Below are 25,474 nucleotides of genomic sequence, written 5' to 3' on the forward strand. Positions count from 1 at the left end.
CGGACGCTCCCGCCGCTCAGATCCTGGACGTGTCCAGCAGCCAGGTGAGGATGCGGGGGAGCGCGTGCAGCGCGTCGAAGTGCGCGGCCGCCGGTTCCACCACGACCCTGGCGCCCGGGATGCGGCTCGCCAGCCAGCGGGTGTGCCCGACCGGCGAGAACACGTCCTTCTCGCCGTGCCACAGCAGTACCGGGCCGGTGATGGCGGCCGGGTCGAACCCCCAGGGGTGACTGAACGCGAGCGCGTCGTCGATCCAGCCGTACGCCGAAGTGCGCAGCCCTTCACGGTAGTTGCGCAACAGCATGGTGCGCACGCCGACGTCGTTGACCACCATCCGGTCGGAGTCGGTCAGCTCCCGGCGCAGGTCGTCGATCAGCCGCAGCGGGTTCTTCCTGATCACCGCGGACCGCGAGATGAACGACTCGGCGAGCCCGTCCGGATCGGAACGTGCCGTGGTGTAGGCCAGTACGTTCGAGGGGGCCATCCCCTCGAACCAGTCGAGACCCTCGGCGTCCCGGGGGGCCAGACCGACCAGGGCGGCGGTACGGGTGACCCGCTCGGGCATCAGCGCGGCGCAGGCCAGAGCATGAGAGGCGCCGCCGGACCGGCCCACCACGGCGAACCGGTCGAGCCCGATATGGTCGGCGATGGCCCGTACGTCCTGCACCGCGTCGGCGACGCATCTGCCCGGCAGTCGGTCGGAGTCGCCGTATCCCGGCCGGTCGTAGGTGATCAGTTGTGTCTTGCGCTGGTACAGCACCATGCCGCGCGGCGCCGGACCGAGCCTGCTGCCGGGCATCCCGTGCAGCAGGAAGACCGGTCTCCCGCGAGGATCCCCCAGACGCTCCACCACCAGTTGCCGCCCGTCGGCCGCGCGCACCCGACTGCGCACTCCGTGCCTCCTCGCGATTCCTGCGGGCACGACGTGCCCGGCTTTCCCCGCACCATCCGATGATGGCCTATCAGAGGCGATCCCGGCATGGCGCGTGGGGAGAATCTGGGCGGCCGGCGAGGAGGCGGGGGGACCGGCGTGCGCCGGGAGGCGGATCCGCAGGGGTCAATACCGGACAGGACTAGTCCTCACCCGTTGCCGACCGCGCGGTCGCACCGGGTGTTCGCAGATGGAACCCAAGGCCCCCGACCTCCGGAAGTGAACGTGGCACGACCGAACCGGTGGTGTCGTGTGTGCGTCCTGAAGTCGGCCTTGTGTGCTATCTGCCCGGTCGGAATAGTGGGCGCCCCATCCTCCGCGTACGGGTGACCCCACATCATCCGTGCGCGGCCCCACAGGAGGTCGAAGTTGAAGCATCGACGCATGTCCAGGAAGCGCGCAGTGCTGGCCGGGTCGGCCGTGGTCGCCCTGGTCGCGGCCGGAGTGACGTTCCAGAGTGCGAACGCCAGTGACGACGTACCGCAGTTCACCGCGCGGACGCTCGACGCGGTGGCGGCCGGAAAGCTCGCCACCGGTCTGGGCAAGGACCTGGGCACCGACGCGGCCGGCGCGTACTACGACGCCACCGCCAAGAACCTCGTGGTGAACGTGGTCGACGAGGCGGCCGCCGAACAGGTGCGGCAGGCGGGCGGCAGGGCGAGAGTCGTGCAGAACTCGCTCGCCGAGCTGAAGTCGGCCCGGCAGACCCTGACCGTCAAGGCCGCGATCCCCGGCACCTCATGGGCCGTCGACCCGGTCAGCAACAAGGTGGTCGTCACCGCGGACCGCACGGTCGGGGGCGATGCCTGGCAGAGGCTCGGCTCGGTGGTCCAGGAGCTGGGCGGCAAGGCCGAACTCAAGCGGACCGCCGGGGAGTTCAAGCCCTTCATCGCGGGCGGCGACGCGATCTGGGGCAACGGCGGGCGCTGCTCGCTCGGCTTCAACGTGGTCAAGGACGGCGCACCGTACTTCCTGACCGCCGGCCACTGCACGGAGGCGATCTCCAGCTGGTCGGACTCCCAGGGCGGCGCGGAGATCGGCACGAACGCGGGCTCCTCGTTCCCCGACAACGACTACGGCCTGGTGAAGTACACCTCGGACACCGCGCACCCCAGCGAGGTCGACCTCTACAACGGCTCCGCCCAGCCGATCACCAAGGCGGGCGAGGCGACCGTCGGGATGACGGTGACGCGGAGCGGCTCCACCACCCAGGTGCACGACGGCGAGGTGACCGGCCTCGACGCCACGGTCAACTACGGCAACGGCGACATCGTCAACGGCCTCATCCAGACGACGGTCTGCGCCGAGCCGGGCGACAGCGGCGGCTCGCTCTTCGCCGGCGACACGGCGATCGGCCTGACCTCGGGCGGCAGCGGCGACTGCTCCTCGGGCGGCGAGACGTTCTTCCAGCCGGTGCCGGAGGCGCTGGCGGCGTTCGGGGCGGAGATCGGCTGACAGCTCTCCCGCAGTGGTGAATGGCCCCCGGCGACGCCGGGGGCCATTCCTCTGTGTCCCGTGGCCCTGAATGCGCGAGGTCCCGTGTGTGGCTGTCCGCCTCCGGCGTCGCATAGTTTTGCGGGAACGATTCGTCTTGCCGGAGCCGCCATGGCCCCGGCCGGCTTCCGTCCGACGCGTTCGGTCCATGGGTTCGGAGTGCTCCTCCCGGAGCGCGGATCTCTTCCTTCACTCTTCAATTGCTGGCCAGATAGGCATGATTGGCCTGTTTCCGGTCGTCGGGATCCCGTCACGGCATCCCGAACGGGTGGCCCGTCACGGCTCGCGCGACGGCGTGCGTGTCGACATGAAAATTGTTGGCAAAGGCCGGTATATGTATGCAGGTACCCGCAAAGGTGAAGGGAAATCCCTTCCTGCGCGTGTGCATGCCGTCGCCAAGTGCCGCAGCTGTCGGCCGAGGGCGGACCGGCCTTCACGATTCCGTTTCCCATCCACGCGACAGCCCCGTCGGACCTGACTCCGCCTCTGGTGCGGGGCCGGCCGGCACGGCCGTTTCACGGCCGCATCCAAGGAGAGAGACATGCGCTACGGAAGCGCCCTGCGCGAGCAGATCCATACGCCCGGAACCACCCCGCTCGTCGGCATCTACGACATGTACTCGGCGTCGGTGGCCGCCCGGCACTACGACGGCTTCTTCGTGTCCGGGTTCGGTTTCGCGGCGTCCTACTACGGGCTGCCGGACATCGGCTTCATCGCGTGGCCGGACATGGTCGCCTTCGTCGAACGGCTCCGGCTCGCCTTCCCGTCCCACCATCTGCTGGTCGATATCGATGACGGATACGTCGACCCGGAGGTGGCGTGCCATGTGGTGCGGCGACTGGAGCGGAGCGGGGCGTCCGGAGTCATTCTGGAGGACCAGAAGCGTCCGCGCCGGTGCGGCCACGCCGAGGGCAAGACGGTGCTGCCGCTGGAGGAGTACCTCGAGAAGCTGAACCTCGTCCTCGAGAACCGGGGGGACCTCGTGGTCGTGGCCCGTACGGACGCCACCGAGGAGGAGGACATCCTGCGCCGCGCCCAGGCGCTCGCGGAGACCGACGCCGACGTGGTGCTGGTGGACGGGGTGCGGGATGTCGAATGGATCCGCCGGATCCGGAAGGTCATCAACGACAGGCCGTTGCTCTTCAACCAGATCGCGGGCGGCAAGTCTCCGAGGCTCTCGCTGTCCGAACTCACCGACCTGGAATGCCAGGTGGCCATCTACAGCACGCCCTGCCTGTTTGCCGCACACACGGCCATCGACACCGCACTCAGCGAGCTGAAGCAGGCGGACGGACGGCTCCCGGAGTTCTCGCCCGGCTCGTCGGTGGGTGTGCGGGCCTCCACCGAACTGCTGGAGAGGAACATCAGCCGGCACCACCCGGCCGAACCCCGGTTCGTCTCCGCCTGAGGCGGACCGCCTGGGAAGCCGCATCCGGGGACGGGACCCGGAGCGCCCGACCCCGCCGTGCGCGGGTGCCCGGGCAGGCTGCGCGCCCGGAGCCACGTACGGGCCGGCCCGTAGTGCCGGCCCGTACGTGGCCGCACGTTCATCACGACAGTCACGGACACCACGTCCGAGAAGCGGGAACAGAAATGATGCGATCCACCGTGCCCAGGGCACGAGCCACCTTGGCGCTCGCCGTCGGCGTGCTGTGCGCGGCGCAGTTCACGGAAGGCACCGCGCGGGCCGACGCCCCCGACGGAGGCATGGAAACGGTACACGGCCCCTCGCTGATCACCATCGACAATTCCAACGCCGACTCCTGGCTGGAGGTCGACAGAACGCTCAACGTGCTCGGGCCGCTGAGCAGGGGAACGGCGGGCAGCGACCACGACGGTGGCGGGGGCGCCATCGAGCAGAACGTCGCGGGGCCTTCGGACGCACGGCTTCAGGCCGCTCCGGTGGAGCAGGGCGATGATGAGGCGGAGGAGGACGAGCGCGAGGTGGGAGCGGCAGCCGGTGGCGACGACCCGGAGGGCGACGCCGACCGGGACACCGCCCCCGGCACTGCGCGGAACGCCGGAGCCGATGGCGCCGGTCCGCAGGAGGCGAGGCCGTGCGGGTCCGGGACCGCCGCGCCGCGGGAAGGGCATCGGGCGTGTCCCTGACCTCGTCCGCGCGCGCCCTGTCGCGCCGCGTAGACCGGTACGTCCTGGCGCTGCTCGCCACCATCGGTCTCGCGGCGTTGCTGCCGGCCAGGGGCGCGTCCGCGGATGCCGTCGGCGGGGCCACCACCGTGGCGATCGGGCTGCTGTTCTTCGTCTACGGCGCCCGGCTCTCCCCGCAGGCGGCCTTCTCCGGAATGCGGCACTGGCGGCTGCACCTGCCCATCCTGTGCTTCACCTTTGTGGTCTTCCCCGTGCTCGGCCTGGCGTTCACCGCGCTGCCGGCGTCCGTGCTCAGTCCGGATCTCGCCGCCGGTCTGCTCTTTCTGTGCGTACTGCCGTCCACGGTTCAGTCGGCCGTCGCCTTCACCTCGCTGGCCCGGGGCAATGTGGCCGCCGCGATCTGTTCCTCGTCGTTCTCCAGCCTGCTGGGTGTGTTCCTGACGCCCTTGCTCGCCGCCGCCCTGCTGCGCCCGGCGTCGAGTGGTGGTGTGCGGTTCTCGACGGACCAGATGCTGAGCATCGTGGTGCTGCTGATCGTGCCCTTCGTGCTCGGGCAGGCGGCGCGGCCCTGGATCGCGGACTGGGTCACCCGGCACCGCCGGATCACCCTCGTGTGCGACCGCGGATCCATCCTGCTGGTGGTCTACTCCGCTTTCAGCCAGGGTGTCGAGGCCGGAATCTGGGGACGGCTCTCCCCGGCGCGGCTCGGCGTGCTGCTGATGCTGTGCGCGCTGCTTCTCGCCCTGGTCCTGGCTCTGACCGCTCTGGTGACCAGGAGGCTCGGCGTGGGGCATGAGGACCGTGCCACCGTCGTCTTCTGCGCCTCGACCAAGAGTCTTGCCAGTGGACTGCCCATCGCCGGCGTCCTGTTCGCCGGGAAGGACGTGGGACTGGCCGTGCTCCCCTTGATGCTCTATCACACCCTTCAGCTCATGGTGTGTGCCGGCATCGCCCGTCGCTGGAGCGGGCCCGTGGTGACGGACGACCAGCGGTCGGCCGTCTCTCCCGCTCCGGCCACCACGGTCTGACAACGGCCGGGGATCGGGCGGCGATCAGCCGGCTTCTCGCGGTGGTGAGGCACAGTGCGGTGGGGCAGCCGTCGCGGCCCGGCGAACCAGGGAGGTCCGGGCAACGATGTGGCCCGGACCTCCTGGCGGGAGCGCCGGTCAGGCGGCCCGGGACAGTCCGAGGGAGTCCGCCTTGGCCGGTGCGACCCCGAAGATGTCCACCGCGTGGTAGTACGTCCAGGCCGTGGCGTTGCACGAGGTCAGCGTCGCGCCGGAGTAGGCGGCGCAGACACGCTTGAGGTCCGCGTACAGGGCGGAGTCCAGGCGGGCCTTGTTGGCGGAGAACGTGCCGGCGGCCTTGTAGTTGCGGTACCCGAAGTCGTGGCGGGCGCAGGCCGTCTGGAACGGGAAGCCGAACGGGTTGTCGGGGGAGGTGCTGCAGTAGTCCGTCGACCAGTCGAAGCCGTACGCGGACCATGCGCCCTTGTTGTTGCGGGCGGCGCTCCATGCGTTGTAGCTGGAGGCGCTGGTCTGGGTCCATGAGCTGAGGACCTGGGGCTTGTCCGCGGGGGCGGCCGAAGCGGATGCGGCGGGCAGCAGGCCGAGCGGGAGTGAGAGGGCGACGGTGCCGAGCAGCATGGCGACGTGGCGACGCATGGCAGTCTCCGTGGGGTGAGAAGGAGTCGGGGTGGCCGTGTACCTCGTGGGGTTCATGAGGTCGCCCCAGGATGCCGCCATGTACCTGTCATGCCTAGTCGTTGAACCGGCTGGACGCCGGGAATTGAGGCGTTCGTCGAGCGATGGCCATGGGGACGCCGCTGCCGCCCCCGCTCGCGGGCGGGGGCGGCAGCGGGGAGCGCGGACGGTTGCGCGGCCGTCCTTCCCTACACCGGCGTCGAGCCCCCGCCCGCAGCCCCCGCGAGCGGGGCGTCCGCCGTGTCCGGCTTCCTCCGCAGTGCCATCAGCAGGGTGATGACCGTGCCCACCACCGCCCACGCGGACAGCACCAGCAGCGGTCCGGTCACCGCGTTGCCCCGGAAGTACGCGATCGAGCGCGCCGTCCAGGTGGAGGCCCCGGGCGGCAGGGCGGGGCCGATCGCCCGCCAGAAGTCCGGGAGCATCGGGAGCGGGAAGGCGCCGCCCGCGCTCGGGTTGCCCGCGATCACGACGATCAGGACGGCCAGGCCGATGCCGACGATGCCGGTGAGCGCCTCCAGGGCGAGGGTGATCATGCCGACCGCGAAGACGGTCAGGGCGCCCAGGCCCGACAGTCCCCAGAAGCTTCCGGGCAGGGCGCCGAGGATCGGGCCGATGATGATCGCGCCGCCGATCCCGCCCGCGATCGAGTACAGCGCCATGACGCCGGTCCGGATCACCGCGCGCTGACGGTTGGCGGGACGGCTGCCCGCGCTGATCGCCAGGATCGAGGCGCAGAGGTAGCCGCCCACGCACCAGCCCACGGCCAGGTAGAACGAGGACAGCCCGTCGAAGTCCTGGTCCGAGGCCGGGGCCACGTCCACGGCGCGGGCGGTGCGGTGCTGAGTGAACTCGACCTCCTTGATGATCTTGGTCAGGGAGGTGGCCAGGACGGTGCCCCCGCCGGAGGCGACCAGCACGGCGTCGGTCGTGCCCCGGGGGTTGACGATCAGGGCGCCGTCGATCTCGCGGTCGAGGATCTGCCGGCGGGCGGTCGCCGCGTCGGCGACCGCGCGGGGGTCCAGGGGGTCGCCGGGGAGGTTCTTCAGCTCGGTCACGAGCCGGGCGGACACCTGCTGGGGTGCGACGACGCCGAAGGGGACGTCCGTCGGCTTCGGGTTGTGGAGCGCTCCGATGTAGGACGCGATGAACAGCAGTTGCAGCGCCAGTACGCCGATGACGAGCAGGGCGGCCCGTGGAGTGACGGCGTTCTTCACCTCGTCGACGAAAGTCATGCCCCCACGCTCCGGGGTGCCCGGCGCTCACGCAGTCGGGGCCGGGCCGAATGGTGGAAGGGCGGGGGCGGCCCGCCTCCGGGTATCGTACGAATGTTCGAAACTTGGTCTATGGTGGAGAGCGAGGGGGTGGTGAGTACGGATTGGTTCAGGAGGTGCGGGTGCCCGGGTTCACGCATCTGCATACCGTTTCCGGGTTCTCCCTGCGGTACGGGGCCTCGCACCCGGAGCGGCTGGCGGAGCGCGCCGAGGAGCGGGGGATGGACGCCCTCGCGCTGACCGACCGCGACACCCTGGCGGGTACGGTCCGGTTCGCCAAGGCGTGCGAGCGGGCGGGGGTGCGGCCGCTCTTCGGGGTGGAACTCGCCGTGGCCCCCGTCGTGCGCGTGGAGGGCGACGGGCGTACGTCCCGGCTGCGGACCCCGGTCCGCGGTGGTGCCTTTGTCGATGAATCCGCACCCCGGGTCACCTTCCTCGCCCGCGACGGCGCCCAGGGCTGGGCCGAGCTCTGCCGCCTCGTCACCGCCGCCCACGCCGCCGTCCCCGATGGTGGCCGGCCCCTGGTCGGACGCTCCGCGCTGCCCGCCGAAGGGCTCACCGTGCTGCTCGGGCCCGCCTCCGAGGTCGGCAGGGCGCTGGCCGCCGGCCGGCCCGACCGGGCCGCCGCCCTGCTCGCCCCCTGGCGGGAGCTGTACGGCGACGACCTGCGGCTCGAAGCCGTCCACCACGGCCGCGACGGCACCGGACCCGGTTCGCTGCGGCTCGCCGCCCGTACCGTCGGCTTCGCCGCCGAGCAGGGCGTACGGGCCGTGCTGACCAACGCCGTCCGGTACGCCGATCCGGGGCAGGGCCCGGTCGCCGACGTGCTCGACTCCGCGCGCGGGCTCGTCCCCGTCGACCCGCGCCGCGCCCCGCTCGACAGCGGTGAGCGCTGGCTCAAGGACGCCCGCGCGATGGCGGAGACCGCCGAGCGGATCACCTCCGCCGCCGGACTCGGCCCCGGCGCCGGGGCGCGACTGCTCGCGGAGACCCGGCGCACCGCCGACGCCTGCGTGGTCGATCCCCGGGGCGACATCGGCCTCGGCTCCGTCCACTTCCCCGAACCGCACCTCGTCGGCGCGGACCGGCGCACCGCCCAGCGGGTGCTGGCCTCCCGTGCCGCGGCGGGCATGGTGCTGCGCGGCTACGACCGCAGGCGCGAGTACTGGGACCGGATGCACCACGAACTGGACATCATCGCCCACCACGGCTTCGCCTCGTACTTCCTCACGGTCGCCCAAGTCGTGGACGACGTAAGGGAGATGAAGATCCGGGTGGCCGCGCGCGGCTCCGGGGCCGGCTCCCTGGTCAACCATCTCCTCGGCATCGCCCACGCCGACCCGGTCGAGCACGGGCTGCTGATGGAGCGCTTCCTGTCCAAGCGGCGCTTCGTGCTGCCCGACATCGACATCGACGTCGAGTCGGCCCGGCGCCTGGACGTCTACCGGGCGATCATCGGCCGCTTCGGCGCCGAACGGGTCGCCACCGTCGCCATGCCCGAGACCTACCGGGTGCGCCACGCCATCCGCGACGTCGGTGCCGCGCTCTCCATGAACCCGGCCGAGACCGACCGGCTCGCCAAGGCCTTCCCGCACATCCGGGCCCGCGACGCCCTCGCGGCCATGGAGGAACTGCCCGAACTGCGCGAGGTGGCGAGGACGAAGGAGAAGTACGGGCGGCTGTGGGAGCTGGTGGAGGCGCTCGACGCGCTGCCGCGCGGCATCGCCATGCACCCGTGCGGGGTCCTCCTCTCCGACGCCTCGCTGCTGCGCCGCACCCCCGTCATGCCCACCAGCGGTGAAGGCCTTCCCATGGCGCAGTTCGACAAGGAGGACGTGGAGGACCTCGGGCTGCTCAAGCTCGATGTGCTCGGCGTACGGATGCAGTCGGCGATGGCGCACGCGGTCGCGGAGGTGAAGCGGGCCTCGGGTGAGGAGGTGGACCTGGACGCCGTGGAGCCGGGGGACCCGGAGACGTACCGGCTGATCAGGTCCGCCGAGACGCTGGGCTGTTTCCAGATCGAGTCGCCCGGCCAGCGCGATCTGGTCGGCAGGCTCCAGCCCGCCACCTTCCACGACCTGGTGGTCGACATCTCGCTGTTCCGGCCCGGTCCGGTCGCCGCCGACATGGTGCGCCCGTTCATCGAGGCCCGGCACGGCCGGGCGCCGGTCCGCTATCCGCACCCCGACCTGGAGGGACCGCTGCGCGGGACGTACGGAGTAGTGGTCTTCCACGAGCAGATCATCGAGATGGTCGACCTCATGACCGGCTGCGGCCGGGGCGAGGCCGACCGGGTCCGGCGCGGGCTCTCCGACCCCGAGTCGCAGGGCCGCATCAGGCTCTGGTTCGCACAGCACGCGGCGGCCCGGAAGTACGGTGCCGAGGTGATCGCCCGCGCCTGGGAGATCATCGAGGCGTTCGGCAGCTACGGCTTCTGCAAGGCGCACGCGGTGGCCTTCGCCGTACCGACGTACCAGTCGGCCTGGCTGAAGGCGCATCACCCGGCGGCCTTCTACGCCGGGCTGCTCACCCATGACCCGGGGATGTACCCGAAGCGGCTGCTGCTCGCGGACGCCCGGCGGCGCGGGGTTCCGGTGCTGCCCCTGGATGTGAACCGGTCGACGGCCGCTCATCGAATCGAACTGGTGTCTGATGGGGGGAGAGGGAGGGAGACCTGGGGGCTGCGGCTGGCGCTTTCGGACGTGCATGGGATCAGCGCGGCCGAGGTCGGCCGGATCGAGGCCGGGCAGCCCTACACCTCGCTGCTGGACTTCTGGCAGCGGGCCCGTCCGGGCAAGCCCGCCGCCGAGCGGCTGGCCCAGGTCGGCGCGCTGGACGCGTTCGGTGCCAACCGCCGCGACCTGCTGCTGCACCTGTCCGAACTGCACCGCGCCCAGCGCGGCGCGGGATCCGGCGGCTCGGGCGCACAGCTGCCGCTCGGCGGCGGGCACCGGACCGGCTCCATCGGGCTGCCCGACCTCAACGAGGCGGAACGGCTCAGCGCCGAACTGGGCGTGCTGAGCATGGACGTCTCACGCCATCTGATGGGCGATCACCACGCCTTCCTGAAGGAGCTCGGCGCGGTCTCGGCCAAGCGGCTGCGCGAGGCGCGGCACGGAGACACCGTGCTGGTCGCGGGCGCCAAGGCGGCCACCCAGACCCCGCCCATCCGCTCCGGGCGCCGGGTCGTCTTCACCACCCTGGACGACGGTACGGGCCTGGTCGACCTGGCCTTCTTCGACGACAGCCACGCCGCCTGCGCGTACACCGTCTTCCACTCCTGGCTGCTGCTGGTGCGCGGGGTGGTGCAGCGGCGCGGGCCGCGGAGCCTGAGCGTGGTCGGCGCGGCCGCCTGGAACCTGGCCGAGCTGGCCGAGCTGCGGCGCACCGGCGGACTCGACGCGGTCGCGGCCCGGCTGGCGGAGGTGCCCGCCGAGGCGGTCGCTCCGGAGAAGGAGGAGGCGTCCGCCGGCGACGACGGCCGCCGGATCCGGATGCCCACCGGCTATGAGATGAACCCGTGGTCCGACCTCCAGCCGCCCGGCGAAGGGGCACCCACCGGAAGGAAGCTGTGGCATCAGAGCCCGGGGAGTGCGGGATGAACGGGAAGGGCGGAGCGAGTGGGGTGAGCGGGATGAGTGCGAGGAGCGGGGTGAGCGAGGTGGGTGAGCAGCCCGGGATTCTCTGTCTGCGGTTCCGCCGGGTCGGCGGCGGCCTCCCGGACGGGGCCGGTTATACGGGGCTGCTCGCCCTGCTCGGTTCGTTCACCCCTCTCGTCGAGGCGGCGCCGCCCGACGGCGCGCTCGCCGATGTCCGGGGCGCGTTGCGCTACTTCGGGCGGGACGTGGCGGGTCTCGCCTCGGTGATCCGGGTCCGCGCGCTGGCCCTGCACGGCGCGGACTGCGCGATCGGGGCGGCCGAGAACCCGATGCTGGCCCGGATGGCGGTGCGGCGGGCCGCGCCCGGGACGACCTTCGTGGTGCCCGTCGGCGGGGCCGCCGCCTTCCTCGCGGACCGGCCGGCCGCCGCGCTGGACGGCGTCGGGGCGGCGACGGCCCGCACCCTGTGCGGATACGGACTCGACTCCGTCGGCCGGATCGCGGCCGCCCCGCTCGGTACCCTGCAACGGATCACCGGGGTGCGGACCGGGCGCGAGCTGTGGGAGCGGGCGCACGGCATCGACCGTACGAGGGTCGTGCCGAACGCCGCGGCGCGCTCGCTCGCCGCCGAACGGACCTTCCCGCGCGACGAGCTGGACCGCGAGCGGCAGCGGCGTGCGCTCATGTCGCTCACCGAGGAACTGGGGGCGAGGATGCGCGGCGAGGGGCAGGTGTGCCGCTCGCTCGCGGTCTCCGTGCGCTACGCCGACCGGACCGGATACGCGACGCTGACCCGCAGCCGTACGCTCCGCGAGCCCACCGCCCACTCCGCGGAGCTCACCGCGCTCGCCTACCGGATCCATGACTCGTTCGCCCTGCAGCGGGCCCGGGTGCGGGGGATCGCGCTGCGTGCCGAAGGGCTCGGCGAGGCCGGACGGGCCGCGCACCAGCTGACCCTCGACCCGGTCGACGAACGGGCCCGGCGGATCGAGGCGGTCGCGGACCGGCTTCGGGCGCGATTCGGGCCACAGGCCGTGATGCCCGGGCGGCTCGCGGCCTGAGCCGCGCCTCGGAAGCTGTCCTGAAGCCGCGGTTACCGACACGTCAGTTTTTACCGACGCGTAACTTCCCAGGAAACCTTACTCGTGCGTAAGTTGGCATGAGCGCATAGAACGCCGTCAGAACTTGTGGTCCGGGCCGCAGGGTGCACAGGCATCGCAACCTCTGCACAGACATCGCAACTCCCTTGAGCCGCAAGGAGACCATACGATGCTGCCCTGGACCCGTGCGCCGCGTACCCCACGTGCGCGGACCACCCTCGCCGCACTGTTCCTCGCCGTCGCCGCAGTCGCCACCCCCACGGCCACCGCCGCTGCAGCCACCCCCACCACCACCACCGCCACGGCCACCTCCCGTGGCTGGAACGACTACTCCTGCAAGCCCTCCGCAGCCCACCCCCGGCCCGTCGTCCTGGTCCACGGAACCTTCGGGAACTCCGTCGACAACTGGCTCGTCCTCGCCCCCTACCTGGTCAACCGGGGCTACTGCGTCTACTCGCTCGACTACGGGCAGCTTCCCGGTGTGCCGTTGTTCAACGGCCTCGGCCCGATCGACAAGTCGGCCGGACAGCTCGCCGCCTTCGTCGACAAGGTGCTCGCCTCCACCGGGGCACCCAAGGCCGACCTCGTCGGCCACTCCCAGGGCGGCATGATGCCGAACTACTACCTGAAGTTCCTCGGCGGAGCGCCCAAGGTGAACGCCCTGGTCGGGCTCGCGCCCGACAACCACGGCACCACCCTCCTCGGCCTGACCAAGCTGCTGCCGTACTTCCCCGGCGCCGAGGACCTGCTGAACGCCGGCACGCCGGGGCTCGCCGACCAGGTGGCCGGATCGCCCTTCGTCACCAAGCTCAACTCGCTCCCCGACACCGTGCCCGGCGTGCACTACACCGTCATCGCGACCAGGTACGACGAGGTCGTGACCCCGTACCGGACACAGTTCCTGGACGGGCCGGACGTACGCAACGTCCTGCTCCAGGACCTGTGCCCGGTCGACCTGTCCGAGCATGTGGCGATCGGGACCATCGACCGGATCGCCTACCACGAGGTGGCGAACGCCCTGGACCCGGCGCACGCCACCCCGACCACATGCGCCTCGGTCATCGGGTAGGGACCGGACCGGGCCGGAACGGTCACTGACCGGACCGGCCGTCAGCGTCCGCGCCGGGCCGCCGCGGTGGCCCGGCGACGGGCCGGGACGAGCAGAGCGACCGCGCCGAGCGCGACCGCGGCGGCGCCCCCCATGGCCAGCCGGCCCGTGGCGGCGCCGCCGCCCGTCTCGGCGAGGTTGTCGGCCCCCGCCACGGGGACGTCACCCGACGCGCTGTCCGGTTCCGGGGCATTGGCCGGAGCCGTCGCACCGGCCGCCTCGGTGACGGCCGCGCCCGTACCGGCGTCGTCGTCACCGTGACCGCCGTGCTCGACCGAGGACTTCCGCGCCCCTTCGGTGATCTCCTGCTCGGAGGGCGCCGACGCGGACGGCGCGGGCACGGCGGCGACCGAACCGCTGCCGTCGCCGCCGCTGCCGCCGCTGCCCGCGAAGACCACGTCGGAGCACGCGTAGAACGCCTCCGGGGAGTCCGACCGCTGCCAGACGGTGTAGATCAGCTGACGCCCCGAACGCTCGGGAACGGTGCCGTCGAAGACGTACGAACCGTCCACCAGGTCCGGGTCGGCGGCCTCGGCGAACGGCTTCGCCTCCAGGTCCGACCACTTCAGCGGCTTCGTGGGGTCGTAGCCGGCGGTGGTGAGATACAGCGCGAAGGAACCCTTGTGCGGTGCGGTGGCCCGGAAGCGGAAGGTGTGGGAGCCCGCCTTCATGTCGGTGGCCGGCCAGTCCGCGCGCGGCAGATCGAGGCCCTTGAACTTGTCGTTGCCCGCGCTGCACAGCTTGCCGTCCGGAATCAACTGCCGGTGGTTCCCGGCCGCGTTGGCGATGTTGACCCCGTTCCAGTCGTACAGCGCCTGCGTGCCGCCGGCCGCGACCGCGGCCACGCACGCGGCGGACCGCGGGTGTTCCGGCCCCTCGGCGAAGCAGGCCGAGACCCGGCTCACCGGGTCCGTCAGCGATCCGTGCGCCGAGGCGGGGGCGGCGGTCAGCACGGTGAGGACGAGCGGCGCCGCACCGAGCGCGGCGACGGCGGCGGCCCTGCGGCGGGCGGGGGTGATGGCGGGCATGGTGAGGTACTCCTTCAACGGTCCACGGCGGTGTGCGGGGCGTCCCGGGAACAGCAAGCTAGCCCGCGGCCGGGCCCGGAAAGGCCCTGGAAAGGGGCCGGCGGCCATCGTTATGACGGGCTTAAGGGGCCACTCAAGAACGCTTAAGACCTGCCTTCCCGGGACGGACCTCCGCCGTTGTCAGTGGCAGCTGGCACGATCGGTCCATGACGACGATCGACTGGGACGCGGCCGCCGGATCCTTCGACAACGAGCCGGATCACGGCCTGCTCGACCCCGTGGTCCGGCACGCCTGGGCGCAGCGGCTGGAGCAGTGGCTGCCCCGGGAGCGGTCCGAGGTGCTCGACCTGGGATGCGGCACCGGAAGCCTGGCGCTGCTCGTCGCCGGACAGGGCCACCGGGTCACCGCCGTGGACCGCTCGCCCCGCATGGTCGAGCAGGCGCGCGCCAAGCTGGCCGGTACGGGCACGGACGTGCTGACCGGGGACGCGGCCGCGCCGCCGGTCGGCAAGCAGCGGTTCGACGTGATCCTGGCCCGGCACGTGGTGTGGCTGCTCCCCGACCCGGCCGCCGTCCTGCGCCACTGGTTCGGCCTGCTCCGGCCCGGCGGCAGACTCGTCCTGGTCGAGGGCGTGTGGAACGGGGTCGGTCTGTCCGCCCGGCAACTCTCCGCGCTGCTCGCCCCGTTCACCGAGCGCGTCCACCACGAGCCGCTCTCCGGCGACCGGGACCTCTGGGGCAAGGAGGTCGACGACGAGCGCTACGCCCTGGTGGCGCGAGCCGAACCTCCGCGCCGGCACACCGAGGTCGTCGACGTCCATCTCGTCCTCCGCCGGGGCCCGGACGTCCTGCTCGCCCGACGGGCCGGCACGGGGTACGCGGACGGGCTGCTGCACGCCCCGTCCGGGCACGTGGAGGACGGCGAGGACGTCCGGGAGGCGGTGATCCGCGAGGCGGCCGAGGAGATCGGGGTGGCGCTGGAGCCGGAGGAGCTGCGCACCGCCCTGGTCATGCAGCACCGGGGCCCGGGCGGCAGCCCCAGGACGGGCTGGTTCTTCGAGGCGGCGTACGACCCGGAGCGTCCGCCGTACAACCGCGAACCGGACAAGTGCTCCGAGCTGGCGTGGTTCCCGCTGGACGCCCTGCCGGACGACATGGTCGCGTACTGCCGCGCCGGCCTGGACGGCTACCGGACGGGCGAGCACTTCCTGATCCACTGGCACGAGGACGGCGACACCGTCGCGTTCGAGCCGCGGGGCGTCCGGCGGGCCGTCCCGCTGCCGGCCGGCGGGGCTCGTACCGGGCGGCTCCACCACATCGAGCTGTGGGTACCCGATCTGGCGGCAGCCGCATCCGGCTGGGGCTGGCTCCTCGGCGAGCTGGGCCATGTCCCGTACCAGCAATGGGCGCACGGCCGCAGCTGGCGGCGGGGCGACAGCTACGTGGTGATCGAGCAGTCGCCCGACCTGGTCCCCGGACCCCATGAGCGACGCCGTCCCGGCCTCAACCACCTGGCGTTCCACGTCGAGGACCGGGCCGCGCTCGACGCGCTGGTGGCCCGGGCCCCGGAGCACGGATGGCGGCTGCTCTTCGGCGACCGCCGTCCGCACGCGGGCGGTGACGGGCACGTGGCCGCGTATCTGGAGGACACGGCGGGGTACGAGGTGGAGCTGGTGGCCGGAGCCGTGCCCACCCGTCCCGGGCTCCCGGCTCCGGCACCGCACACCGATGGCCGGTCGCCGCGTCGGGGCTGAGACCCGGCGGCGCTTTCCGCGCGAGGCGGATCGCTCCGGGCACGCCCTCAGCGGCTCTGTACCGGCTCGCCCCGGGTGTGAGGCGGCGCGGTACAGGCATCAGAGGCCGTGCCCGGAGCCGAGGGCGCCCCGGCTGTCCGGCGGATCAGGGACGGACAGGCTTCAGAGCGTGCGCTCCAGACGGTCGGCCATCAGCCGGACGAAGCGCGACGGGTCGCCCAGCTCGCCGCCCTCGGCCAGCAGCGCCAGATCGTGAAGGAGTTCGGCCGTCTCCTCCAGACCGGAGCCGACGTCCTCGCCACGCCCGGCGTACGCCCGGTTGAGACCGCCGACCAGCGGGTGCTCCGGATTGAGCTCGAGGATGCGCTTCACCGGGGGGACGGGCTGCCCCATGGCGCGGTACATGCTCTCCAGGGCCGGTGTCACGTCGTGCGTGTCCGAGACGATGCAGGCGGGTGAGACGGTCAGGCGCGAGGAGAGCCGCACGTCCTTGACGGTCCCGCTCAGCCGCTCCGTCATCCAGCCGAGCAGGTCCGCGTACTCCTGCTGCCGGTTCTCCTTCTCGGCAGCGGCCTCCTTCTTCTCCTCCTCCGTCCCGAGGTCGACCTCGCCCTTGGCGACCGACCGCAGCTTCCTGCCGTCGAACTCGGGCTCCGCCTCCACCCAGACCTCGTCGACGGGATCCGTCAGCAGCAGCACCTCGACGCCCTTGGCCCGGAACGCCTCCATGTGCGGGGAGTTCTCGATCGCCTCCCGGGACTCGCCCGTGAGGTAGTAGACATGCTCCTGGCCTTCCTTCATCCGGTCCACGTACTGCCGCAGCGTGGCCGGCTCCTCCCTGTCGTGGGTCGTGGCGAAGGAGGCGACACCGAGGATGGCGTCGCGGTTCTCGAAGTCGCTCAGCAGCCCCTCCTTGACCACGCGGCCGAACTCGCGCCAGAACGTGGCATAGCGCTCCGGGCTGCCGGACATCATGTCCTTGACCGTCGACAGCACCTTCTTCGCCAGCCGCCGGTGCATCAGCTGGATCTGGCGGTCCTGCTGGAGGATCTCCCGCGACACGTTGAGCGACAGGTCCTGGGCGTCGACGACACCCTTGACGAAGCGCAGGTACGAGGGCATCAGCGCCTCGCAGTCGTCCATGATGAAGACGCGCTTCACATAGAGCTGGATGCCGCGCTTGTACCCCTGCGTGAAGAGGTCCTGGGGCGCGTGCGACGGGATGAACAGCAGAGCCTGGTACTCGAACGTGCCCTCGGCCTGGAGCCGGACGGTCTCGAGCGGGGCGATCCAGTCGTGGCTGAGGTGCTTGTACAGCTCGTGGTACTCGTCGTCGGTGACCTCGTCGCGTGAGCGGGCCCACAGCGCCTTCATCGAGTTGATGGTCTCGGGTTCGCGCGCGGCGTCGCCGGCCCCGCCCTCTTCCCCGGAGTCCACGCCGGCAGGTTCCGGAACCATGCGCACCGGCCAGGTGATGAAGTCCGAGTACCGCTTGACGATCTCCCTGATCTTCCAGGGAGACGTGTAGTCGTGGAGCTGGTCCTCGGAGTCCTCCGGCTTGAGCCGGAGGGTGACCGTGGTGCCTTGGGGGGCCTCGTCGACGGTCTCGATCGTGTACGTGCCCTCGCCGGTCGATGTCCAACGGGTGCCGCACTCCTCGCCCGCACGCCGGGTCAGCAGGACGACTTCCTCGGCCACCATGAAGCTGGAGTAGAAGCCGACACCGAACTGGCCGATCAGGCCCTCGGCCGCGGCACTGTCCCCGGACTCCCTGGCCTCCTTGAGATCCCGCAGGAACGCGGCCGTGCCCGAGTTCGCGATGGTCCCGATGAGCTGGACGACCTCGTCGTGCGACATCCCGATGCCGTTGTCCCGCACGGTCAGCGTCCGGGCCTCCCGGTCGGCTTCGAGCTCGATGTGGAGGTCGGACACATCCGCGCCGAGCGTGTCGTCGCGGAGCGCTTCGAGCCGCAGCTTGTCGAGCGCGTCGGAGGCGTTGGAGACGAGCTCGCGCAGGAACACGTCCTTGTTCGAGTAGATCGAATGAATCATCATCTGCAGAAGCTGGCGCGCTTCCACCTGGAACTCGAACGTCTCGGTGGGCATAGTCCGTGCATCCTTATCAGGTCACCGGCGGGCAACGACCTGAGAACTCTAAGTCAACCGGCCGTCCTCGTCGTGGTGTTCCGAAGGTCCGGAGAGCAGTCCGGCCAGTCCTTCCGTACGGGCCAGCCGCTCCAGCCGGTCGAGGGCACGAACGGCCTCCCGGGCCGCCTCCGGGTCGCGCCCGGCCAGGCCGCTCTCCTCGAACTCGTCCTCGTCCAGCCGCAGTACGCGAGAGCGGTCCGCCGAGACCCACAGGTCGAGATCCAGGTCCTCGACGAGCAGTTCGCCGTCCCGCAGCACGGCCGGGCGCGTCACATCGCAGTACCAGCCCTTGAGTTCACCCGTACCCGTGCGGACTTCCTTCACCGCGAACCAGGCGTCGCGCCAGTAGTGCTCGGTGAAGACGTCACCCGGCTCGAAGCGCACGAAGCCGAAGTCGCGGACCCCCGGGGCGGCCCAGGGCGCCCGGACCGTGATCCGGTTGCCGTCGTCGGCGACCTGGGCCGCGGGATAGCGGATCTTGGTCTTTCCGGCCTTGACCAGGACGACCGTCAGTTCGGACTCGGCCGGCAGTCCGGGCTCAGCCGATGGTGCGGACATGGCGTACCTCCGTGGCACAGATCTCGTAACCGAACCAGCGGTTGATCGCCAGCATCGGACCGTTTCCGGCGTCATTGCCGGTGTAGGCGTCGGTGTACCCGGCATCGCGCGCCCGGTGCAGTGAGTCGTTCTTGGCGAGCTTCGCCAGCCCGCGGTCGCGGTACGCCCGCCGGGTGCCGGTCATGCCCGACCAGTAGCGGTCCACTCCGTCGGTCTCCGCCACGCTGAACGCCGCCACCTCGCCGTCGGCCACCACGACCGAGGTGAGGTCGTGGTCGAGGCCGGGGCTGCGCCAGGTCTCCGTCAGCCACTCCTCGTAGTCCGCCAGGAGGGCCGGTGTGTCGCTGGGCTCGTCCGCGGTGGTCTCGGCGTCCGCCTCGAACAGCGGGCGCGGGTCGCCGGCGAAATCGGCGGCGGTACGCAGCTCGACACCGGACGGAAGTCCCTGACGGGGCGGCAGCGTGGCGCCGGCCAGATCGAGATGGAGGAAGTGCGCGGGCCGGCTCGGCGCATAGCCGTGCTTCGCGGCGAAAGCCAGGTCGCCGGGGGTGTCCAGGACCCAGGTGTACACGGTGGTCGCACCGGCCAGGGCCAGGTACTCCTCGGCCGTGCGCAGCAGCAGCGTGCCCGCTCCCCGGCCGGTCCGCTCCGGGTGGATGTACGGGTTGCAGAACGACTGCCCCGGCTCGGGGCTCTCGTGCGCCAGTCCCACCTGCGCCGTCCCGATGACCTCGCCGTCCTCCTCCGCGACCAGCAGCCGGTACCGCTTGTCCGGATGGGCGGTGTCCAGGTCGAAGGCGACCTGCTCCGGGGTGGTGACCATGAACGGGAGCACCGCACGCCTCACCCGTACCCAGTCCTCGGCGTCGGCGGGCCGGAAATCGCGCACGATGACAGTCATGGCCCGGACCGTACCCGCAGGTCCGGCCCGTTCGCCCCCGAATTTCCGGCGGTGGGGCAGAATCGGCCCGTGACTCTGAAGATCGCCGTTGACCCGGATTCCGGCACCGCTCCGTACGAGCAGCTGCGCACGCAGATCTCCGAACTGGCCCGCTCCGGCGCGCTGCCGGTCGGCTACAAGCTCCCGACCGTCCGCGGTTTCGCCGAGGAACTGGGTCTGGCGGCCAACACCGTCGCCAAGGCCTACCGGGCGCTGGAGGCGGACGGAGTGATCGAGACGCGCGGCCGCAACGGGACGTTCGTCGCCGCTGCGGGCGACGCCGCCGAACGCAACGCGGCCACCGCCGCGCGCGAGTACGCGGAGCAGGCCCGGCGGCTGGGGATGTCCGGGGCGCGGGCCCTGGAGCTGGCGCAGGACGCGGTGCGGGCGGTGTACGCGGGGTGAGGTGAGGGCCGGGGCGGGGCTCAGAGATACAGGCCCGCGTCCGCCCCCGAGTCCTGCTTGGGGACCGAGGCCGGGCCGGTGCCGCGGCGCAGGGCGTACAGCTCCGCCAGGGTCGTGCCCTCGCGGGCCGCGTCCCGGCCCAGGCCCTCCTCCGTGCCGAGCCAGGCCACCGACTCCTTGCGGGTCAGCGGTCCCACCTCGATGCGGGCCAGGCAGCGGCCGGGCCGGACGACCGCGGGGTGCAGCCGTTCCAGGTCCTCGTTGGTCGTCACGCCCACCAGCACGTTGCGGCCCTGGCCCAGCAGCCCGTCCGTGAGGTTCAGCAGCCGCGACAGCGCCTGGCCGGCCGTGTGTCTGGCCTCGCCGCGGATCAGCTCGTCGCAGTCCTCCAGGAGCAGCAGCCGCCAGCGGCCCTTCGCGCTGCCGTCGTCCTCGCCGATGGCGATGTCCATCAGATAGCCGACGTCGTTGAAGAGCCGCTCGGGGTCGAGCACGCAGTCGACCTGGCACCAGTCCCGCCAGGACCGGGCCAGGGTGCGCAGGGCGGACGTCTTGCCGGTCCCGGGCGGGCCGTGCAGCAGGAGCAGCCGCCCCGCGATGTCGTCGGGGGTGACCTTCATCAGCCGGTCCATGGCGCCGGCCACGGGTGCCGTGTAGTTGGAGCGGACCTCGTCCCAGGTGCCGGCCGTGATCTGCCGCGTCGTGCGGTACGGGCCGCGGCGCGGCGAGACGTACCAGAAGCCCATCGTCACGTTCTCCGGCTGGGGCTCCGGTTCGTCCTGGGCGCCTTCGGTGGCCTCGTCGAGCACCGTGCGGGCCAGTTCGGCGCTGGTCGCGGTGACCGTGACGTCGGCCCCGCGGTTCCACCGCGAGATGAGCAGGGTCCAGCCCTCGCCCTCGGCCAGCGTGGCGCTGCGGTCGTCGTCGCGGGCGGCGCGCAGCACCTTCGCGCCCTCGGGCAGCAGCGTGGCGCTCTTCCTCACCCGGTCGAGCGAGGAACTGTGCGAGTACGGCTGCTCGCCCGTCGCGAAGCGGCCGAGGAACAGCGCGTCGACGACGTCGGCCGGGGAGTCGCTGTCGTCGACGGTGAGCCGGATCGGCAGCGCGGACTCGGGGTTGGCTGACATGCCGCCCATGATCCGGCACGGGCGTTTGCAGCGCACCCAGGTTTCGTCACCTGCTGTTCCCGCTCCGGCGCGCGCCGTGGTGCCTCGGTGCGCCGGTATGACACGGACTCAGGGGACCGGCGGCAAAAGCCCATCCGATCGACTTGGCATGGACACTTCCGGAATGGGCTTCGCTGCTGCTACCACGGATGTGGCAGAGATCCTGCCGGCCGGTCCAAGGGAGCTTCCGTGAAATTGTCCAGACTCATGGCGTTTTCGTCCTCACTCCTGCTCGGTGCCGTCATCGCCCTGACCGGGGCGGCCACCGCGAACGCCGCACCGTCCGTCCAGGCCGTCGACTATGTCGCGCTGGGTGACTCCTACTCCTCGGGGGTCGGCTCCGGCAGCTACATCGGCTCCAGTGGTGACTGCAAGCGCAGCACCCTCGCCTATCCCTCGCTCTGGGCGGCCGCCCACGCGCCCGCTTCCTTCGCGTTCACGGCCTGCTCGGGTGCCCGCACCAACGACGTGACCGCGAGTCAGCTCGGACCGCTCACCGCCTCGACCGACCTCGTCTCGATCTCCATCGGCGGCAACGACGCCGGATTCGCCGACGTCATGACGACCTGTGTCCTCCAGTCGGAGGCCACCTGTCTCAACCGGATCGCCACCGCGCGGAGCTATGTGGACTCCACGCTGCCCGGCCGGCTCGACTCGGTGTACGACGCGATCAGCGCCAAGGCTCCTTCCGCCCATGTCGTCGTGCTCGGCTATCCCCGCTTCTACAAGATCGGCGGCAGCTGTGTCGTCGGCCTGAGTGACAAGGTGCGCACCGCCATCAACGGCGCCGCCGACTACCTCAACGCGGCCACCGCCAAGCGCGCGGCCGACCACGGCTTCACCTTCGGTGACGTCGCCGGGCAGTTCACCGGGCACGAGATCTGCTCCGGGAGCGCCTGGCTGCACAGTCTCAACTGGCTCAACATCGGCGAGTCGTACCATCCCTTCGCCGCCGGACAGTCCGGCGGCTATCTGCCCGTCCTCAACTCGCTCGACTGATCGGCGCGGGTTCCGTCAGTGTGTGCGCGTGGCCCCGTCTGCCGCAGGAGCCTTGCAGGTCAGGCCCCTTCCGGCGGACGGCCCTCGACGGGCCCGGTCCGTCGGGGCGTTGACGGTCTGTCCAACTCGCCCTGGAATCGGGCAGATCCGCGGACAGGTCGTCAACCTCCGTATGTGTGTGCTCAATCCTGCGCCCGGGATACACGCGTGTCGCCGCGGGGCGATAGGGTTAACCTGCCCGGGCCGGGTGCCCTCGTACGGGTGGGGAGTGACATGGAACAGATAACGGTGCGCAGCAGGCCGCGTGTGCCTGCCATTACGTGCGGGAGCGGTGCGACGAGTTCGCGCCTCGACCGCCATCTCGCAGTGCTGGGCGGCCCCGCCGTCCCGCAGCGTGAGTCCGCGGAGGCGACGCTGCTGATGCTCGAGCTCACTTCGCGCGACGTCGCGCACACCCGCCGGAGCAAGAGCGCGAGGGTCTCGCTCTTCGCCCCGCTGCGGCGGCTGCGGCGCTCGCTCTTCGGCAGCCGCCGCTGATCCGACGCCCGGTCCCGGCCTCGCGCTGCTGCCCGCTCTTCCGTCATCCCCGGAGCCGGCAGTGGCGCGTAGCCATGTCCGCGTGAGGCCCCTGCCCGCGGGCGGGGTGGGCTCCGAGGTAATTCGGTGCCGAAGTACTTCTACACTGTCCACATGCCCGAGAAGCGAGCCGCGCGCCTGAGTTCCGACGAGCGAAGGGCGCAGTTGGTCACGATTGGCGTGGACATGCTCTCCGATCGCTCGCTGGACGAGCTCTCCACCGACGATGTGGCACGCCGCGCCGGGATCTCCCGTGGGCTGCTCTTCCACTACTTCGACTCCAAGCGCGACTTCTACCGTTCCGTGGTGCAGCGGGAGTGCGACGATTTCGCCGCGGCCATGGAGCCGGACCCCTCGCTGGAGCCCGTCGCCTGGCTGCGGTCGTTCATCGCCGGTTTCACGGCGTACGTCACGGAGCACCGCAGGGTCTATCTCGCCCTGGTACGTGGCGCCGCCGGCAGTCATCCCGCCGTGGAGGACATCGTCGAGTCCACACGTACCCTCGTGGCCCGGCGGGTGGCGGAGGGTCAGCGACGGCTCGGGATGCCCGACTCGCCCCTGCTGCCGGTCGCCGCCCGGGCCTGGATGGCCTTTGCCGAGGAGGCCGTCACCAACTGGCCGATCGACGAGGCGGACGCCCTGGACACCCTCGGCGCCTTCCTGGAGTCGGGCTTCGTCGCCCTGCTGGGCGCACTGGACCGGCCGGTCGCGCTGTCCGGCTGAGCGGGGCGCCCCGGCGCCGTCATTCGCCGCCGCGTGAGCAGCGGCGTACGGACAGCGGTACGGCGACCGCGAGCAGTGCCGCCGACCAGAGCAGCGTGCCGGCCACCGGGTGGGCGACCGGCCAGGCGGCATCGGCGGCCGGTGCGGCGTTGCCGAAGAGGTCGCGGGTGGCCGCGGCCACGGCACTGATCGGATTCCACTCCGCCAGCGTGCGCAACCAGCCCGGCAGGTTGTCGGTCGGGATGTAGGCGCTGGAGAGCAGCGGCAGGACGAACGTGGCCGCGCCCAGCTGTCCGGCGGCCTCCTCGTTCCGGATCAGCAGACCCAGCCAGCAGCCCACCCACGACGTCGCGAACCGGAACAGCAGCAGCAGCCCGAACGCGCCCAGTGCGGCGGCCGGGCCGCCCTCGATCCGCCAGCCCACGGCGAGGCCGACGGCCATCAGCGGGAGCAGGCCGACCGCCGTGGTCAGCGCATCGGCCGCGGTCTGTCCGAACGGCACGGCGGACCGGCTCATCGGCAGGGTCCGGAACCGGTCCATCACACCCCGGTGGCAGTCCTGTGCGGACTGGAACATGCCCGTCATGATGCCGTTCGCCGCGGTCGCCGCCAGCAGTCCCGGCACCAGGAAGGCGCGGTACTCCCGGCCGGGGACGGCCAGGGCGCTGCCGAAGACGTACCCGAAGAACAGCAGCATCGTGATCGGCATGGTCTGGGTCAGGATCAGGACGCCCGGGGCCGCCTTGATCCGTTGCAGATGGCGGCCGAGCACGGCCAGGCCGTCCGCGACGGGTGTGTGAGCGGGCGCGGTGGCGTCCGCCGTCCGTCGTTCCGTCACGAGTGCGTCGGTGCTCATGCCGCCGTCTCCTTGATGGGGGTGCTGCGGCCGGTCAGCCGCAGGAAGACCTCGTCGAGGGTGGGCGGGCGCAGTCCGGCGTCGATCACCGCCGCGCCCGCCGCGTCCAGTTCGCGGACGATCCGGGGCAGGGTGAGCGAGGGGTCCGTGGTGACCGCGCCCACCGTGCGGCGCTCGTGGTCGAGCACCGGCTCGGTGCCCGTCAGCCGGTCCAGCACCGCTGCCGCGGGGCCGAGTGCGCCGGCGTGCGCGACGACGACCTCGGCGTAACTGCCGATCCCGGCCTTCAGTTCGGCGGGGCTGCCGCTGTGGGCGGCCCGGCCGCTGTCGACGAGCACGATGTCGTCGGCCAGCTGATCGGCCTCCTCCAGATACTGCGTGGTGAGCAGGACGGTGGTGCCGCGGCCGGCCAGTTCCCGGACCGCCGCCCAGATCTGGTTGCGGCTGTGCGGGTCGAGTCCGGTGGTCGGTTCGTCCAGGAACAGCACCTGCGGGCGGGCCAGCAGGCTGGCGGCAAGATCCAGGCGGCGGCGCATCCCGCCCGAGTAGGTGCGGGCCGGCCGGTCGGCGGCGCCGGTCAGTTCGAAGCGTTCGAGGAGTTCGTCGGCCCGGGAGCGTGCGGCCCCGCTCCGGTGCTTGAGCAGCCGGGCGAAGAGCCGCAGGTTCTGCCGGCCGGACAGCTCGCCGTCGACGGAGGCGCTCTGTCCCGTGACGCCGATCGCCGCCCGTACGGCCCCGGCCTCCCGGACCACGTCGTGGCCCGCGACCCGGGCGCTGCCGCCGTCCGGCGCGGTCAGCGTGGTGAGGACGCGGACGGCGGTGGTCTTGCCGGCGCCGTTGGGTCCCAGCACCCCGCAGACGGTGCCTTCGGCGACGGCCAGATCGAGCCCGCGCAGCGCGTGGACGTCGCCGTAGCGCTTCTCCAGACCTTCACTAAGTACAGCGTACGTAGTTGTCATGCCGCAACGGTACCGCACTACGTACGGTGTACGTAACTACCATG

General features: G+C 71.7%; 22 protein-coding genes. 12 read left to right on the top strand and 10 right to left on the bottom strand.

Translation table 11 applies throughout. The features are described 5' to 3' along the window. Window positions 1-16: 16 nt before the first annotated feature. On the bottom strand, window positions 17-892 hold the full coding sequence (locus tag ACIQMX_RS25815) for an alpha/beta fold hydrolase (RefSeq protein ID WP_402481508.1): 876 nt from the start codon (window positions 890-892) through the stop codon (window positions 17-19). A 408-nt stretch (window positions 893-1,300) separates the two neighbouring features. Here ACIQMX_RS25815 and ACIQMX_RS25820 point away from each other — a divergent pair, with 408 nt between their 5' ends. From ACIQMX_RS25820 to ACIQMX_RS25835, 4 genes are all read left to right on the top strand, one after another. Then, window positions 1,301-2,386 carry a S1 family peptidase gene (locus tag ACIQMX_RS25820; RefSeq protein WP_402481511.1) on the top strand — a complete coding sequence of 362 codons (1,086 nt, stop codon included), beginning with the start codon at window positions 1,301-1,303 and terminating at the stop codon, window positions 2,384-2,386. Window positions 2,387-2,966: 580 nt separating this feature from the next. Continuing rightward, the gene (locus tag ACIQMX_RS25825; protein WP_402481514.1) at window positions 2,967-3,833 is read left to right on the top strand and encodes an oxaloacetate decarboxylase; all 867 of its coding nucleotides are present in this window, start codon (window positions 2,967-2,969) and stop codon (window positions 3,831-3,833) included. A 200-nt stretch (window positions 3,834-4,033) separates the two neighbouring features. Continuing rightward, window positions 4,034-4,534, top strand: coding sequence for a hypothetical protein (locus ACIQMX_RS25830; protein ID WP_402481517.1), 501 nt, complete (start codon window positions 4,034-4,036; stop codon window positions 4,532-4,534). After that, a complete protein-coding gene (locus ACIQMX_RS25835) occupies window positions 4,525-5,562 on the top strand; it encodes a bile acid:sodium symporter family protein (RefSeq protein WP_402481520.1) in 1,038 nt (345 codons plus the stop codon). The genes ACIQMX_RS25830 and ACIQMX_RS25835 overlap by 10 nt, the downstream gene beginning before the upstream one ends. 138 nt (window positions 5,563-5,700) lie before the next feature. On the opposite strand, the gene ACIQMX_RS25840 is transcribed toward ACIQMX_RS25835, so the two are convergent. After that, complete coding sequence (locus ACIQMX_RS25840) at window positions 5,701-6,198, bottom strand: phospholipase (RefSeq protein ID WP_402481523.1); 498 nt, start codon at window positions 6,196-6,198, stop codon at window positions 5,701-5,703. A 227-nt stretch (window positions 6,199-6,425) separates the two neighbouring features. After that, on the bottom strand, window positions 6,426-7,472 hold the full coding sequence (locus tag ACIQMX_RS25845) for a DUF3533 domain-containing protein (protein ID WP_402481526.1): 1,047 nt from the start codon (window positions 7,470-7,472) through the stop codon (window positions 6,426-6,428). Window positions 7,473-7,633: 161 nt separating this feature from the next. On the opposite strand from ACIQMX_RS25845, the gene ACIQMX_RS25850 reads away from it, so the two are divergent. From ACIQMX_RS25850 to ACIQMX_RS25860, 3 genes are all read left to right on the top strand, one after another. Then, window positions 7,634-11,113: a DNA polymerase III subunit alpha gene (locus tag ACIQMX_RS25850; protein ID WP_402481528.1), complete on the top strand. Its 3,480-nt coding sequence runs from the start codon at window positions 7,634-7,636 to the stop codon at window positions 11,111-11,113. A gap of 32 nt (window positions 11,114-11,145) precedes the next feature. Then, window positions 11,146-12,171 (top strand): hypothetical protein, encoded by a 1,026-nt coding sequence (locus tag ACIQMX_RS25855; RefSeq protein ID WP_402481531.1) that lies wholly within the window; start codon window positions 11,146-11,148, stop codon window positions 12,169-12,171. Between the two features lie 208 nt (window positions 12,172-12,379). Then, on the top strand, window positions 12,380-13,279 hold the full coding sequence (locus tag ACIQMX_RS25860; protein ID WP_402481534.1) for an esterase/lipase family protein: 900 nt from the start codon (window positions 12,380-12,382) through the stop codon (window positions 13,277-13,279). Between the two features lie 41 nt (window positions 13,280-13,320). On the opposite strand, the gene ACIQMX_RS25865 is transcribed toward ACIQMX_RS25860, so the two are convergent. Beyond that, a complete protein-coding gene (locus ACIQMX_RS25865; RefSeq protein ID WP_402481537.1) occupies window positions 13,321-14,346 on the bottom strand; it encodes a lytic polysaccharide monooxygenase in 1,026 nt (341 codons plus the stop codon). A 206-nt stretch (window positions 14,347-14,552) separates the two neighbouring features. Between ACIQMX_RS25865 and ACIQMX_RS25870 the strand changes: the two genes are divergently transcribed. Next, window positions 14,553-16,100 carry a trifunctional class I SAM-dependent methyltransferase/NUDIX hydrolase/VOC family protein gene (locus ACIQMX_RS25870; RefSeq protein ID WP_363073914.1) on the top strand — a complete coding sequence of 516 codons (1,548 nt, stop codon included), beginning with the start codon at window positions 14,553-14,555 and terminating at the stop codon, window positions 16,098-16,100. Window positions 16,101-16,262: 162 nt separating this feature from the next. On the opposite strand, the gene htpG is transcribed toward ACIQMX_RS25870, so the two are convergent. From htpG to ACIQMX_RS25885, 3 genes are read right to left on the bottom strand one after another with little or no spacing between them, the layout of a single operon-like run. Beyond that, the gene (gene htpG, locus ACIQMX_RS25875) at window positions 16,263-18,206 is read right to left on the bottom strand and encodes a molecular chaperone HtpG (RefSeq protein ID WP_363073916.1); all 1,944 of its coding nucleotides are present in this window, start codon (window positions 18,204-18,206) and stop codon (window positions 16,263-16,265) included. 48 nt (window positions 18,207-18,254) lie between these two features. Further along, window positions 18,255-18,806, bottom strand: a complete 552-nt coding sequence (locus ACIQMX_RS25880) for a DUF402 domain-containing protein (RefSeq protein ID WP_363073918.1) — start codon at window positions 18,804-18,806, stop codon at window positions 18,255-18,257. Beyond that, window positions 18,787-19,707, bottom strand: a complete 921-nt coding sequence (locus ACIQMX_RS25885; RefSeq protein ID WP_402481540.1) for a GNAT family N-acetyltransferase — start codon at window positions 19,705-19,707, stop codon at window positions 18,787-18,789. The genes ACIQMX_RS25880 and ACIQMX_RS25885 overlap by 20 nt, the downstream gene beginning before the upstream one ends. A 69-nt stretch (window positions 19,708-19,776) precedes the next feature. On the opposite strand from ACIQMX_RS25885, the gene ACIQMX_RS25890 reads away from it, so the two are divergent. Next, window positions 19,777-20,151, top strand: a complete 375-nt coding sequence (locus tag ACIQMX_RS25890) for a GntR family transcriptional regulator (RefSeq protein ID WP_402481542.1) — start codon at window positions 19,777-19,779, stop codon at window positions 20,149-20,151. Between the two features lie 20 nt (window positions 20,152-20,171). Here the strand turns inward: ACIQMX_RS25890 and ACIQMX_RS25895 are convergent, their stop codons facing one another. Next, window positions 20,172-21,278, bottom strand: coding sequence for a DUF5925 domain-containing protein (locus tag ACIQMX_RS25895; protein WP_402481545.1), 1,107 nt, complete (start codon window positions 21,276-21,278; stop codon window positions 20,172-20,174). 246 nt (window positions 21,279-21,524) lie between these two features. Between ACIQMX_RS25895 and ACIQMX_RS25900 the strand changes: the two genes are divergently transcribed. The 3 genes from ACIQMX_RS25900 to ACIQMX_RS25910 all read left to right on the top strand — a co-directional run bounded on the left by ACIQMX_RS25900 (window position 21,525) and on the right by ACIQMX_RS25910 (window position 23,615). After that, entirely contained in the window at window positions 21,525-22,316 is a 792-nt protein-coding gene (locus ACIQMX_RS25900) for an SGNH/GDSL hydrolase family protein (RefSeq protein WP_363074051.1), read from the top strand. Between the two features lie 273 nt (window positions 22,317-22,589). Next, window positions 22,590-22,853: a hypothetical protein gene (locus ACIQMX_RS25905; RefSeq protein ID WP_363073926.1), complete on the top strand. Its 264-nt coding sequence runs from the start codon at window positions 22,590-22,592 to the stop codon at window positions 22,851-22,853. Window positions 22,854-23,006: 153 nt separating this feature from the next. Beyond that, on the top strand, window positions 23,007-23,615 hold the full coding sequence (locus ACIQMX_RS25910) for a TetR/AcrR family transcriptional regulator (RefSeq protein ID WP_402481548.1): 609 nt from the start codon (window positions 23,007-23,009) through the stop codon (window positions 23,613-23,615). Window positions 23,616-23,634: 19 nt separating this feature from the next. Here ACIQMX_RS25910 and ACIQMX_RS25915 read toward each other — a convergent pair whose 3' ends face one another. Both ACIQMX_RS25915 and ACIQMX_RS25920 read right to left on the bottom strand, forming a co-directional pair. Continuing rightward, on the bottom strand, window positions 23,635-24,471 hold the full coding sequence (locus tag ACIQMX_RS25915) for an ABC transporter permease (RefSeq protein WP_363073930.1): 837 nt from the start codon (window positions 24,469-24,471) through the stop codon (window positions 23,635-23,637). After that, a complete protein-coding gene (locus ACIQMX_RS25920; RefSeq protein WP_363073932.1) occupies window positions 24,468-25,430 on the bottom strand; it encodes an ATP-binding cassette domain-containing protein in 963 nt (320 codons plus the stop codon). The genes ACIQMX_RS25915 and ACIQMX_RS25920 overlap by 4 nt, the downstream gene beginning before the upstream one ends. Window positions 25,431-25,474 lie beyond the last annotated feature (44 nt).

Source organism: Streptomyces sp. NPDC091416, assembly GCF_044756845.1.
Lineage (GTDB): Bacteria > Actinomycetota > Actinomycetes > Streptomycetales > Streptomycetaceae > Streptomyces.

What these genes read in the sequence shown, in the direction of transcription:
- ACIQMX_RS25825 (WP_402481514.1), top strand. Translation starts at nt 2,967, where the DNA reads ATGCGCTACGGAAGCGCCCTGCGCGAGCAGATCCATACGCCCGGAACC.
- ACIQMX_RS25840 (WP_402481523.1), bottom strand. Translation starts at nt 6,198, where the DNA reads ATGCGTCGCCACGTCGCCATGCTGCTCGGCACCGTCGCCCTCTCACTC.
- ACIQMX_RS25845 (WP_402481526.1), bottom strand. Translation starts at nt 7,472, where the DNA reads ATGACTTTCGTCGACGAGGTGAAGAACGCCGTCACTCCACGGGCCGCC.
- ACIQMX_RS25855 (WP_402481531.1), top strand. Translation starts at nt 11,146, where the DNA reads ATGAGTGCGAGGAGCGGGGTGAGCGAGGTGGGTGAGCAGCCCGGGATT.
- ACIQMX_RS25860 (WP_402481534.1), top strand. Translation starts at nt 12,380, where the DNA reads ATGCTGCCCTGGACCCGTGCGCCGCGTACCCCACGTGCGCGGACCACC.
- ACIQMX_RS25865 (WP_402481537.1), bottom strand. Translation starts at nt 14,346, where the DNA reads ATGCCCGCCATCACCCCCGCCCGCCGCAGGGCCGCCGCCGTCGCCGCG.
- ACIQMX_RS25870 (WP_363073914.1), top strand. Translation starts at nt 14,553, where the DNA reads ATGACGACGATCGACTGGGACGCGGCCGCCGGATCCTTCGACAACGAG.
- htpG (WP_363073916.1), bottom strand. Translation starts at nt 18,206, where the DNA reads ATGCCCACCGAGACGTTCGAGTTCCAGGTGGAAGCGCGCCAGCTTCTG.
- ACIQMX_RS25880 (WP_363073918.1), bottom strand. Translation starts at nt 18,806, where the DNA reads ATGTCCGCACCATCGGCTGAGCCCGGACTGCCGGCCGAGTCCGAACTG.
- ACIQMX_RS25885 (WP_402481540.1), bottom strand. Translation starts at nt 19,707, where the DNA reads ATGACTGTCATCGTGCGCGATTTCCGGCCCGCCGACGCCGAGGACTGG.
- ACIQMX_RS25895 (WP_402481545.1), bottom strand. Translation starts at nt 21,278, where the DNA reads ATGTCAGCCAACCCCGAGTCCGCGCTGCCGATCCGGCTCACCGTCGAC.
- ACIQMX_RS25900 (WP_363074051.1), top strand. Translation starts at nt 21,525, where the DNA reads ATGGCGTTTTCGTCCTCACTCCTGCTCGGTGCCGTCATCGCCCTGACC.
- ACIQMX_RS25905 (WP_363073926.1), top strand. Translation starts at nt 22,590, where the DNA reads ATGGAACAGATAACGGTGCGCAGCAGGCCGCGTGTGCCTGCCATTACG.
- ACIQMX_RS25910 (WP_402481548.1), top strand. Translation starts at nt 23,007, where the DNA reads ATGCCCGAGAAGCGAGCCGCGCGCCTGAGTTCCGACGAGCGAAGGGCG.
- ACIQMX_RS25915 (WP_363073930.1), bottom strand. Translation starts at nt 24,471, where the DNA reads ATGAGCACCGACGCACTCGTGACGGAACGACGGACGGCGGACGCCACC.
- ACIQMX_RS25920 (WP_363073932.1), bottom strand. Translation starts at nt 25,430, where the DNA reads ATGACAACTACGTACGCTGTACTTAGTGAAGGTCTGGAGAAGCGCTAC.